This is a genomic window from Nitrobacter vulgaris (assembly GCF_002028545.1).
Lineage (GTDB): Bacteria > Pseudomonadota > Alphaproteobacteria > Rhizobiales > Xanthobacteraceae > Nitrobacter > Nitrobacter vulgaris.
Genome location: NZ_MWPQ01000045.1, coordinates 51,894 through 63,652 on the forward strand (window position 1 = coordinate 51,894; position 11,759 = coordinate 63,652).

The window sequence follows — 11,759 nt, forward strand, 5'->3', positions numbered from 1 at the left end:
AACTCGCGTGACGTTTGCGCCATTCGCGCAAAATATTCAACGTCGATCTCCTGCCTGCGCTCCTGACGCTAGTTAAAACGTAACCCTGCCATTAAACCGTCTCTGTTCCGGCTCCGATTGTCTGTAGTGAGCATCTGTGGGCCTAGCGTAGATCAAATGCGCTCACAGAACGCATCCGGCGTGACCTTACGAGGGCTCGCCAGTCGGGGAGGCTCAGATGCAAAACGGAATTTCTCCAGATCACATACTGCAAATTGGCTTTGGGTTCTGGCCAGCCAAGACATTGTTGAGCGCGGTGGAACTAGGGCTCTTCTCGCTGCTTGCGGACGGCCCCAAAACCGGCCTCGAACTGCAACGCGCCATGGGTCTGCATCCGCGCGGGACGTATGATTTTCTCGATACCCTCGTCGCGCTCGGATTGCTGCGGAGGGACGGCGCCGGTGAAACTGGCAGATACGGCAATACGCCATCAACCGAGCTATTCCTGGTCGAGCGGAGCCCACAATACATCGGTGGAATCCTTAAGATGGCGAACGCGCGCCTATATCGGTTCTGGGGCAATCTCACACCGGCATTGCAGACTGGAAAGCCTCAAAACGAGATCAAGGAGACAGGCAAGTCCATGTTCGGCGAGCTCTATGCGGACCCGGCGCGCCTGGAGCAGTTCATGGACGCGATGAGCGGCATCTCGATGAGGAATTTCACGACGTTTGCCGAGAAGTTCGATTTTTCCAAACATAAGACGCTGGCCGATATAGGCGGCGCAACCGGGCAGCTTTCGGCCATCATCGCGGCGCGGCATCCGCACATGCAATGCCGGACCTGCGATCTCTCAGATGTGCGGCCGATCGCCGAACGGCGCTTGAGGGAGTGCAATCTCGGCGGCAGGGTCACCGCCGAGACGATCGACTTCTTTGCTGATGAATTTCCCAAGGCGGATATCATCACAATGGGAATGATCCTTCACGACTGGAACCTCGAGAACAAGAAAATGCTGATCGCCAAGGCCTACCGTTCATTGCCAACCGGCGGCGCACTGGTCGCCATTGAAAATATCATCGACGATGAACGCAGGCAAAACGGCTTCGGTCTCATGATGTCTCTGAACATGTTGATCGAATTTGGTGAGGCGTTTGACTTCACTGGCGCCCAGTTCACCGAGTGGTGCAAAGAGGCAGGGTTCAGTCGCTGCGAGATTATTCCGTTAGCAGGACCTGCAAGTGCAGCGGTGGCTTACAAGTAGGGGCTTCGCATTGCTACTCCTTGAGCCAGAAATAAGTCTCGATTCATAAATGGTCTTTCGGAAGCCGTAGATCTTTACCTCTCCCCTCAGCGTGGCCCTATGACGGTCCGGTCCGGACGCTAATACTCCACCTCCGGAAACCACGTCTCCCCTCGCCCCTCCGGTGTCATGTCGAGCAGATTCCACAAGGGATCGGCCATGTCGCCGGCGCGGTGGTGCTGGCCTGGCACCGGGCGCGCGAAGGCCATCTCCGAGCCCCAGAAGTGATGGATTTTTCCGTTGCGTTTTTTGAAGACGTTGAAGATCGTTTCGTCCCAGTTCTTGCCCACCGGCACACTGTGCTGAAGCCGCATGGCTTTTGACAGCTTCGTGGTGTCGCCAAAATAGTCGCCGTCGTAACAGTTGCCCGCGGTCGAGAGCAGCGACATATGCTGCCAGCCGCGCTCGCGTGCGAGCGCCATCAGCCGCGCGATCGGCGATTTGGCGACAACATGAAACGCCGCGCGCTGGGTGAGGTGTCGCGCCGCGCCGTCGATGCCATCGAGAAGATGCGTGCAACCGGAGCATGGGGAGTCGCGCTCGGGGCCATACATGAAACTGTAGAGGATCATCGTGTCGTGCGGCCCGAACAGCTCGGACATCCTCACCTTCTGCGGCATGAGATTGTCGCCGATGCGCTCGAACACATAATCCCACGGTACTTCGCCACCCAACGGCAGCGCACGACGCCGCGCCGCGACGGCCTCGATCTGCGCGCGCAGCTTGATCTCCTCCTCCAACAACCGGTTGCGCGCGATTCGATAGCCCTCGCTCTCGTTCGGATATTGCAGATGTTCCATCGGGGGCCTCGTCGAATGCTGGGGGGCGCTAAAGTCTTTCACCGCTTCACGGGAATGGTGAAGGCTCTAGCTTTTTGATCTGACGGGTTTTCTTCACGCGAACCGGATTCCACTTCGCTCGAAAACGCTATAGCGGGATCGAACGGAGAAAACGCGGGGCCTGGAGCCGGGTTCCGGGCCGCGAACAATGCGCCGTGTCGCCGGCAATGCCGGCGCAACAAAAAAGCCCCGTCATCGCTGACGAGGCTCCCTGAACGCCCGTTTCAAGACACTGTCCGTTTCAGGACATAGGTGAAACGAGGCGCGAAGAAAGCGGGTCCCGGTTCATCCGCGGGTGACGACGCTTTCCGATTCCTTGCATGATGCATGGCCATCATCACAAGGAGATGACAGCCAGCGCGACCATGATCTGTTTAAGCGAGCGAGAGATTTTCCGCGCTGACCTTGCCGCGCATCTTGTCGGTCTTCAGCTCGAAGTTGACCTTCTGGCCCTCATTGAGGCCGCTGAGGCCCGCACGCTCCACCGCGCTGATATGCACGAACACGTCGTTGCCGCCATCGCTCGGCTGGATGAAGCCAAAACCCTTCTGGCCGTTAAACCACTTCACTGTACCTGTCGTCATCGGAGTCGTCCCTTATTCCAAAGCGCGCACATGCGCGTTTTCCGCGCACGATTGCGCGAGCCATCCAATCTCAGCGATGTCTTTGGAAAGGAGCCTTGTCTTTTTACATAAGACTTGCGGCGCTCTAACAAAACCAATGCCGGCAATCGAATACCCCTAGTTATGGCATTTTTCGGCGGAGAAGGCAAATCCCGGCCCACCCTGGCATTCCGGCAAACCATGCCTATATAGGTTCCATGACAAAGTCTCCGCCGAGTCCAGCACAACTGGCCCGTAACGAACGAATGCGCACAGCCGCCATTGAGGGCGCCAAGGCCCGCGCCGATATTGAAGCCCGCGATGTCGCGGTCCGCAAGAACATGGAGCGCCTGCGCGTCCTGCGGCTTGCGAAGGAAGCCGAAGAGGCGGCGCAGCCGAAGCCAGTGAAAGCGCCCGCCCGAGGCAAGAAGGCAGCGCCCAAACAAGCGGCCAAGCTGTCGGATTTCCTTGCGGCGCAGAAGAGCAACGGCCGGACCACTTGAATCGGTGACGTCCGACCACCGCTCACAATTTGACAGAATCTAAAATCTAAAAAGCCCCGGATCGCTCCGGGGCTTTTTGCGTTTCGTAGCGCGTGAGCCTTCAAGCGAGCATGATCTCATCCGAAAACCGGTGCCCACTTTTCGGGATCATGCTCAATATCGGTAATGATCGCTCTTGAACGGACCATCGACCTTGACGCCGATGTAATCGGCCTGGTCCTTGCGCAATTCGGTGAGCCTGACGCCGATCTTGTTCAGATGCAGCCGCGCCACCTTCTCATCCAGCGACTTCGGCAGCACGTAGACTTCCTTCTTGTACTTGCCGTTCTTGTTGCCCGCGAACAGTTCGATCTGCGCCAGCGTCTGGTTGGTGAAGGAGGCGGACATCACGAACGACGGATGCCCCATGGCATTGCCGAGATTCACCAGACGGCCTTCCGACAACAGGATCATGCGCTTGCCGTCCGGGAAGGTGATCTCGTCGACCTGCGGCTTGATGTTGTCCCACTTCAGGTTCTTCAACGCGCCGACCTGAATCTCGTTGTCGAAGTGACCAATGTTGCAGACGATGGCGCGATCCTTCATCGCTCGCATGTGCTCGATGGTGATGATGTCCTTGTTGCCGGTGGCGGTGACGAAGATGTCGGCGCGCGACACCGCGTCCTCCATGGTCACAACCTCATAGCCTTCCATCGCCGCTTGCAGCGCGCAGATCGGATCGATCTCGGAGACCATGACGCGGCAGCCGGCCTGGCGCAGCGAGGCGGCCGAGCCCTTGCCGACGTCGCCGAAGCCGGCAACCATGGCGACCTTGCCGCTCATCATCACATCGGTGCCCCGGCGGATGCCGTCGACCAGCGACTCGCGGCAGCCATAGAGGTTGTCGAACTTGGATTTGGTGACGCTGTCGTTGACGTTGATCGCGGGCCACAGCAGCGTGCCGTTCTTCTGCATCTCGTAAAGGCGATGCACGCCGGTGGTGGTCTCTTCCGAGACGCCCTGGATGGATTTGGCCACCGCGCCGAACCAGCCTTTCGGCTTGTCTTTCAGCAGGCGCTTGATCAGCGCGAACAACACTTCCTCTTCCTCGGCGCCCGGCTTGTCGAGAAACGCGATGTCGCCCTTCTCCGCGCGCACGCCGAGGTGGATCAGCAGCGTCGCGTCGCCGCCGTCATCGAGGATCATGTTGGGATGGCCACCGCCGTGCCAGTCGAACAGCTTCGCGGTGTAGTCCCAGTAGTCCTTCAGCGTCTCGCCCTTGACAGCAAATACCGGAATGCCGGCGGCGGCGATCGCGGCGGCGGCGTGATCCTGCGTCGAATAGATGTTGCAGGAGACCCAGCGGATATCGGCGCCCAGCGCTTTCAGGGTTTCGATCAGCACCGCGGTCTGGATCGTCATGTGCAGCGAGCCCGCGATGCGCGCGCCCTTCAAAGGCTGTTTGGGTCCGTATTCCTCGCGCGTCGCCATCAGGCCGGGCATCTCGGTCTCGGCGAGCGAGATTTCCTTACGGCCGAAATCGGCAAGGCCAATGTCGGCGACGATGTAGTCTGTGAAGCCGGCGGGCTGCTTGGCGGTGGCAGATTGGGTCATGGTGTTATGGTATTCCCTGATATCTCACGAGATTAACGAGTGAAGCGCTCTCTTCCGCAACGGAGAAGGAACCATCACACAGCGCTCTTGAGCGTGGTGGCGAGATCGGTCTTCTCCCATGAGAACCCGCCCTCGTTGTCCGGCGTGCGTCCGAAATGACCGTAGGACGAGGTGCGCGCATAGATCGGCCGGTTCAGATCGAGATGCTTGCGGATACCGCGCGGCGTGAGATCCATCGCCTCGGAGACGATCCGCTCGAGCGTGTCTTCCGGAGCCTTTCCGGTGCCGTGCGTATCAATATAGATCGAGAGCGGCCGCGCCACACCGATGGCATAGGCGAGCTGCAATGTGCAGCGATCGGCGAGACCGGCTGCGACGATGTTCTTGGCAAGGTAGCGCGCGGCGTAGGCCGCCGAGCGGTCGACCTTGGTCGGGTCCTTGCCGGAAAACGCGCCGCCGCCATGCGGCGCCGCGCCGCCGTAGGTATCGACAATGATCTTCCGGCCGGTCAGGCCGGCGTCGCCGTCGGGGCCGCCGATGAAGAACTTGCCGGTGGGGTTGATGTGCCAGATGGTCTTGTTGGTGATCCATCCCTTCGGCAGCGCCTCGCGCACATAGGGCTCGACACGCTCGCGGACCTGATCGGAGCTCATGTCCTCGACGAGATGCTGATGCGACACCACGATCTCGCGCACGCCGACCGGCTTGCCGTTTTCATATTGCACGGTGACCTGGCTCTTGGAGTCCGGTCCCAGCACCTTTTCTTTGCCAGAGTGGCGAGCCTCAGAAATCAATCGCAGGATCTTGTGAGCGTAGAATATCGGCGCCGGCATCAGGTCCGGCGTTTCGTTGCAGGCATAGCCGAACATGATGCCCTGGTCGCCGGCGCCTTCTTCCTTGTTGGTGCCCGGCTGCAGCGCGTCGACGCCCTGGGCGATGTCGGCCGACTGCGGATGCAGCAGAATCTCGATATCGGCGGTCTTCCAGTGAAAGCCGTCCTGCTCGTAGCCGATGTCCTTGATCGCGGCGCGCACGACGCTTTCAATCTTGTCCTTGGTGACGGATTCCGGCCCGCGGGTTTCGCCGGCGATCACCACCTTGTTGGTGGTGGCAAGGGTCTCGCAGGCGGCGCGGATCGCCCATGGGTCGATGCCGGCTTTTGGGCCTTCGCTGAAAAAGAGATCGACGATCTCATCGGAGATCCGGTCGCACACCTTGTCGGGATGTCCCTCCGAAACCGACTCGCTCGTGAATAAGTAGGATCCGCGCATCAATCGACCTTTCGTCCGCCAGGTGGCGGTCCTTTCGTGCTGTTAATCTGAAATGTCAGTCCCGGCGACGCGAGATGACGTAGGATTCATCGTAGAACCAGAGACCGTTGTGTTTGCGCAAAACCTCTCTGGTAGCGTCGAGATAGCGGCCGCTTTGGGTCATTTCCGTCAACCGGTCATCTTCGACTTGGGCGACATAAACCGCCGCATTCCACGCCGCGAACAGAGTCGACGTTCCGATGGACCCAGTGACCTCATTGGGCAGCGCTTCCATATCATAGCGAAAAATCGAACGATGGTCGGCGTATGCGTTGAAATTGAGGTCGCGCCCCACCGAACCGAGCTCGTACTTCACGGCGCGCAATAGCTCATGACGGCTCACGGCGAAAGGGTTTTCTCCTGGCCAGACGGTCTGGACGATCTCCAGTCCGGGATCTTGTCCGTGAGAATGTATTCCTATCAAACGCCCTCCGGATCGCAAGCTCCGCGCCAGCGGAGCGATGATTCTTCTAGCCTTGAAATTGAGGGAAGACCGAGCCCGGTACGGCTGCGAGGCGATCACCAGATCAAAGTTGGCTTCGACCCGCCCGGCCCGTGGAATCGCGGAATCCAGCAGGAACTGGTGGTCCTCGCGATAGATGACCAGCACCACCGGGCGCTCGTAAACCGGCATCCCCGTGACCGGGCTGACGTTCGCCCTCCAGTTCTCCTCCAGAAACGGCCACAGGTCGCGGATTTGGACCTCAAACTCGCCGGAAGATGCCCCCCGCAGCGCCACCTCGCGCCACACCATGCTGGCGGCAGCCTGGGACGACCGGGGCGCCAGCCAAGGCGCCTCCGCGTAATTCATGTTGGTCAGCACCATAACCGTCGCGGGATGCTCAAACAGACGATCCGGCAGCTTGTCCAGCGTCAGCTTGATGTCTTCGAGGCTAAGCTCCTTGCCTGCGATGTAGAATGGCATGTGGGGAAACCGGCCATGCATCGACCGCATCACCCGCGCCAGGACTGTGCCGTCGCCGACCCCCGCATCAAAAACCCGCAGCGCCGGCGGCCGCGGATGAATGCTGCCGAACTCCAGCGCGACCCGATCGGCGATCACCCGCTTTTCGCTGCAGGTATGGACGAAAAGCAGATACTTTTGCCGGTTCTCAAAAAAGCGGAAGTTGGCGCGGGGATCGCGCCGCTCGATCGGCTCCGGCTTGCGGACCCGCACCGTCCCATCCGGGGAACCGGAGACGATATAGGCCTCGATCCGGTTCAGGGTGTCGATGGTAATGCGCTTGCCCTCGCGCAGCCGGTGCACGAGCTTACCGTCATTGACGGCACGCCGGCCGAAGGTCGATTCGGCCATGCCGGCCCGGCGGCAGTAGCCGGAAATCTGGCTCAGCAATTCCTCGTTCGTCATTATAGCGTGAATGGGGCCAGACTAATGGGCAATAGGACGTGAAGCCAATTTCCTATCATCCGCTGCCCACAATTGAAACCCAGAAAAGCAGCCCCGCGAGCCTATTCCGCTCAGCCCTTATGAAGGTCAGATGCCTCTTGACGTGTTTTCTTCATGCGAACCGGTTATCGACTTCGCTCGAAAACGCTATATGAGGCGCTGATTACCATCCCCCGACCCTCCTGCGGCAGGTTTGAACGATGCGCATCGCCATGATCGGCACGGGCTATGTTGGCCTGGTGTCTGGAGCCTGCTTTGCCGATTTCGGGCATCAGGTAACCTGTGTCGACAAGGATGCGGTCAAGATCGCCGCTCTTTGCCGCGGCGAAATCCCGATCTTCGAACCGGGCCTCGAGGCGCTGGTCGCGACCAACGTCAAAGCTTCGCGGCTCGATTTCACCACCGATCTTGCCGGTCCGGTGGCAGAGGCCGATGCGGTGTTCATCGCCGTCGGCACACCCTCGCGACGAGGCGACGGTCATGCCGACCTCAGCTACGTCTATGCCGCGACGCGCGAGATCGCGGCGGCGGTCCGCGATTTCACCGTGGTGGTTACCAAATCGACCGTGCCGGTCGGCACCGGCGACGAAGTGGAACGGCTGATCTTTGAGGCCAACCCGTCGGCAGATGTGGTGGTAGCGTCCAACCCCGAATTCCTGCGCGAAGGCGCAGCGATCCGCGATTTCAAATTTCCTGATCGCATTGTGATCGGAACAACCGACGAGCGCGGGCGCAAGATGCTCGGCGACATCTACCGGCCGCTGTCGCTCAATCAGGCGCCGTTGATGTTTACCGCGCGTCGTACCGCCGAACTGATCAAATACGCGGCCAATGCCTTTCTCGCGACCAAGATCACGTTCATCAACGAAATCGCGGACCTGGCCGAAAAGGTCGGTGCCGATGTCCAGGAGATCGCCCGCGGAATCGGTCTCGACAATCGCATCGGCACGAAGTTTCTGCACGCCGGCCCGGGCTATGGCGGTTCGTGTTTTCCCAAGGACACGCGCGCACTGGTCAAGATCGCGGAAGACCACGACACCCAGCTTCGCATTGTGGAATCGGTGGTCACGGTCAACGATAACCGCAAGCGCGCGATGGCACGCAAGGTGGCACAAGCGCTCGGCGATAATCTTCGGAACAAAACCATTGCGGTGCTGGGACTGGCGTTCAAGCCGGATACCGACGACATGCGCGACGCGCCGTCAATTCCGCTGATCACAGGCCTGTGCGATATGGGGGCGAAAGTCCGCGCCTTCGACCCCGCCAGCATGAAGGAGGCGCGACGCGAACTTCCCGATATTGACTATTGCGATGACGCCTACGCCTGCGCGGCAGGTGCCGACGCTCTGGTGATCGTGACGGAATGGGTCCAGTTCCGCGCGCTCGATCTGCCGCGCCTGAAAGGCATCATGAAGCAGCCCATCGTGGTCGATCTGCGCAATATCTACCGCGCCGAAGACATGCAGGAACTTGGCTTCGTCTACGAAAGCATCGGCCGGAACAAGAACAACCCGGTCTGTCGTTAGCATCTCGCTTAGGACATGCATCGCTCCCGCGGTGATCGCGGGCCGCAAGGCGAGCCGACTTGGATCAAGCGTTCGCGGAAATTGGTCTCTCATGGAAACTCATCAGGATCGCTCGATCCGGTTTTCCGGATCGCCGTCGTCAGGCGGAGTCCAAGGGTTCGCGGCGAATTTCGGTCGACTTACACGCTCGTTCATGATTTGTGATTAGCCCGGCACGTTTACGCGCAGGGCACGCGCTTCATTCCTATGCGATGACGAAGCATTTCCAGAGCCGTTACTGGCCGCGACCGCAAACAGATTCTGCTGCAACGCGATCGACGCGCGCACCGATCGACATGAAGGCGCGGATGCGGGGCATGTGGGGAGGCAGCTAGAGACGAAGCCGCCTACCAGAGCGGATGGTGGCTTCCATAGAGTGGATGCTGCTCCGGCACAGCCACCCGGCCGATGGCCTTGATCGCCTGGTTGCGCTCCTGAAAGCTACCGCGGCACTCATTGTAAGTGCCGGCCGGCGGATAGGCGCCGACCACCAAGAACGATACACTTGCTTTCAAACATTCATGGCCAACACCGGCCGGAACGACGATGACATCGCCGGCGCCAACCTTCACCGTCTTGCCCTTGTTGCCGCCGAGCTGCAGCGTGGCGGAGCCGCGAGCGATCCCAAGCACCTCGTGGATCATCGAATGATAGTGGACGTAATCATAGATCCCGTTGCGCCAGGCCTCGCCCCAACCGTTGACGTTGAACACCTTCTCCAAGACAGCGGCGGGATCATGCTTGCGCCCGAACCGAAGGACTTTCCGGTAGTGAAGCAGCGGAAACTTGGGATTGTTCGGGATATAGCCATCGTCCCGGAATTTCATGCGTGAGGGACGCACGTTCCGGACGCAGGCGAGCGCCTCCTCCCGGCTCGGAAAGCCAATGCCGGTCGCCTTCTCGGCCAGTCGCTTGACGGGTTCGATGATGTCCATGCTTCCTTTAACGCCGAGCTAGGCATTGAGTTGCGACCCCGCCCTGCGACCACCTATCCCGACGCGTACCCGGTGGAGAGCCGGATCCTTATCCTTCGTCCTCATACATCTCGGGTGAAATGGTGTGAATGCGTGGCCCGTCACACGCGTCGTCGATGGTTACGCACTGCTGCGGTCGAACTTCGCGTGACGCATCGTGCTCGATGGTCTTGGTTTCCGGCATTCGCGGGCGAATCGCCCTGCCCGATATCTGCTCCGCAAACAGGCGGATCGGATCTACCGCCGTCTCGACTACCGGTTTCTCACACCATTCCTCGGGTGCGGCATTCATCAGAGCAAAGCGGCATGCGTTGATAACCGCGGTATTCTCGCTGGCGAGCATCTTGATTTCAAGGGCGGAGACACGTGCAGCCCTCCCCCTGGAGACAGCGTCTTTAAATTCCTTGTGCTCATCCATCCAGCGGCTAATCGTGGTACGGGAAAATCCCATCAAGCCTGCAGCGGCGGTAAGCGAAAGACCGGTTCCCATCAGCGTAACCACCTCGTTGCAGGCTTCGGATCTGTAGTCCGTCCTCAGTTTCCTTTTCGCCATGTTTAGCTGTCCACCTTTCCTGACCAGACATCGTCGGGCATGGGGAGCTTCTGTGAATTATAGGGTCCAAGACAGGACGTTTTTTGAAGGCGGTTTTGGTTTAATGCGTCCCGTTTTACGGTTCGTCGGTCGTTTTCAACGGATGGCGGGCGGAATAGATGGCCGATGATAATCGGGTGTTGGCGTGCCTACGTGCCTCTTTCGGCAAATGCGCCTGCAGCTCTGCAACCAACCTTGCGAAAGGCCCGACGTCAGATTTCCGATTACCGGCTTTGGACGCAGCGGTAGGCAAATCATTTTCTTCTGCAATGTTTGTGAGCGCTCGGATCCAATCGTCCCAACTTGCACCTTCGCGAAAAAACGTCGCATCCGGGTCGTCTATTTCCTTAAGCGCTGTCTGGCAGGCAGCGCTTAAGGACGAGATGACGTCGCCGAGCGCGTGAAACAGCTGGTCGTAGGAATATTTCTTGAAGTGAACTGAATGAAAATTCTCTTTGATCACAGATTGCGCAAAAGCGCCCGCATCGCCTCCTGCCCTAGAAAGTTTCTGTCGGAGATTGTTGGATGCGACATTGATCGATTTGACCAGATCGACCGCCGGTCTCAATGCACTGGCATTTCGTTCAAAGACTTCCCACTCGAGATATTTGTTCGTTGTGTCCACGATGCTCTGGCGAACCGCGGCCGGCAGCGCTTGGCCATACGCGATCTCAACTTTTTTCCAATCCTGATCTGTGAGCGAAAATTCCGGAGAATTGCCTACCGCTTTCGATATCGGTAGCTTGCGAGCGGGACGCCCCATGTCTGGTTTCACCTCCATCCAGCGACCGAGACGCGCGATTCGAGCTCCATAAGATAATGCTATCGTCGAGATGTTTTCGCTCAAGCGTTCTTACGTTGCTCGCCAGGCTTGAGGCCTTCTGCAAATCGGCATTTATCCGGTTCGCACGCTAAAGATGCTCAATCCCCACATCGCATCCTCCCTTTCGCGATGATCTGACTTTCCAGCCTTGTCCGGCGGCGCGCTGCACTAGGGTCTGGACTCATAACCAGTAACTGACAGCCGCTGCGATGCAGACGGCTGCGAGAAAATTGATTGCGAGACGGTCGTATCTGGTGGCGATGCGACG

11 protein-coding genes and 1 pseudogene are annotated in these 11,759 nt (G+C 59.3%); 3 read left to right on the forward strand and 9 right to left on the reverse strand.

The features are described from left to right. The first annotated feature begins 217 nt into the window (after positions 1 to 217). Positions 218 to 1,243, forward strand: coding sequence for a class I SAM-dependent methyltransferase (locus B2M20_RS12595; protein WP_079447396.1), 1,026 nt, complete (start codon positions 218 to 220; stop codon positions 1,241 to 1,243). Between the two features lie 119 nt (positions 1,244 to 1,362). On the opposite strand, the gene B2M20_RS12600 is transcribed toward B2M20_RS12595, so the two are convergent. Further along, the gene (locus tag B2M20_RS12600) at positions 1,363 to 2,082 is read right to left on the reverse strand and encodes a DUF899 family protein (RefSeq protein WP_079447397.1); all 720 of its coding nucleotides are present in this window, start codon (positions 2,080 to 2,082) and stop codon (positions 1,363 to 1,365) included. A gap of 413 nt (positions 2,083 to 2,495) precedes the next feature. Continuing rightward, the gene (locus B2M20_RS12605; protein WP_079447398.1) at positions 2,496 to 2,705 is read right to left on the reverse strand and encodes a cold-shock protein; all 210 of its coding nucleotides are present in this window, start codon (positions 2,703 to 2,705) and stop codon (positions 2,496 to 2,498) included. 236 nt (positions 2,706 to 2,941) lie between these two features. Here B2M20_RS12605 and B2M20_RS12610 point away from each other — a divergent pair, with 236 nt between their 5' ends. Then, positions 2,942 to 3,226: a hypothetical protein gene (locus tag B2M20_RS12610; protein WP_079447399.1), complete on the forward strand. Its 285-nt coding sequence runs from the start codon at positions 2,942 to 2,944 to the stop codon at positions 3,224 to 3,226. A gap of 153 nt (positions 3,227 to 3,379) precedes the next feature. Here the strand turns inward: B2M20_RS12610 and ahcY are convergent, their stop codons facing one another. The 3 genes from ahcY to B2M20_RS12625 all read right to left on the reverse strand — a co-directional run bounded on the left by ahcY (position 3,380) and on the right by B2M20_RS12625 (position 7,498). Beyond that, positions 3,380 to 4,819, reverse strand: a complete 1,440-nt coding sequence (gene ahcY / locus B2M20_RS12615; RefSeq protein ID WP_079447400.1) for an adenosylhomocysteinase — start codon at positions 4,817 to 4,819, stop codon at positions 3,380 to 3,382. Between the two features lie 74 nt (positions 4,820 to 4,893). After that, the gene (metK, locus tag B2M20_RS12620) at positions 4,894 to 6,090 is read right to left on the reverse strand and encodes a methionine adenosyltransferase (RefSeq protein ID WP_079447401.1); all 1,197 of its coding nucleotides are present in this window, start codon (positions 6,088 to 6,090) and stop codon (positions 4,894 to 4,896) included. Between the two features lie 55 nt (positions 6,091 to 6,145). Further along, the gene (locus B2M20_RS12625) at positions 6,146 to 7,498 is read right to left on the reverse strand and encodes a hypothetical protein (protein ID WP_079447402.1); all 1,353 of its coding nucleotides are present in this window, start codon (positions 7,496 to 7,498) and stop codon (positions 6,146 to 6,148) included. Positions 7,499 to 7,737: 239 nt separating this feature from the next. Between B2M20_RS12625 and B2M20_RS12630 the strand changes: the two genes are divergently transcribed. After that, positions 7,738 to 9,063 (forward strand): UDP-glucose dehydrogenase family protein, encoded by a 1,326-nt coding sequence (locus tag B2M20_RS12630; RefSeq protein WP_079447403.1) that lies wholly within the window; start codon positions 7,738 to 7,740, stop codon positions 9,061 to 9,063. Positions 9,064 to 9,449: 386 nt separating this feature from the next. On the opposite strand, the gene B2M20_RS12640 is transcribed toward B2M20_RS12630, so the two are convergent. The 4 genes and pseudogenes from B2M20_RS12640 to B2M20_RS19130 all read right to left on the reverse strand — a co-directional run. Next, complete coding sequence (locus B2M20_RS12640; protein WP_079447405.1) at positions 9,450 to 10,037, reverse strand: cupin domain-containing protein; 588 nt, start codon at positions 10,035 to 10,037, stop codon at positions 9,450 to 9,452. An 88-nt stretch (positions 10,038 to 10,125) separates the two neighbouring features. Beyond that, positions 10,126 to 10,629: a hypothetical protein gene (locus B2M20_RS12645; RefSeq protein WP_139372905.1), complete on the reverse strand. Its 504-nt coding sequence runs from the start codon at positions 10,627 to 10,629 to the stop codon at positions 10,126 to 10,128. A gap of 115 nt (positions 10,630 to 10,744) precedes the next feature. Next, positions 10,745 to 11,515: a hypothetical protein gene (locus B2M20_RS12650; RefSeq protein WP_139372906.1), complete on the reverse strand. Its 771-nt coding sequence runs from the start codon at positions 11,513 to 11,515 to the stop codon at positions 10,745 to 10,747. Positions 11,516 to 11,672: 157 nt separating this feature from the next. Next, a pseudogene (locus B2M20_RS19130) lies at positions 11,673 to 11,759 on the reverse strand (IS5/IS1182 family transposase); the annotation flags it as partial.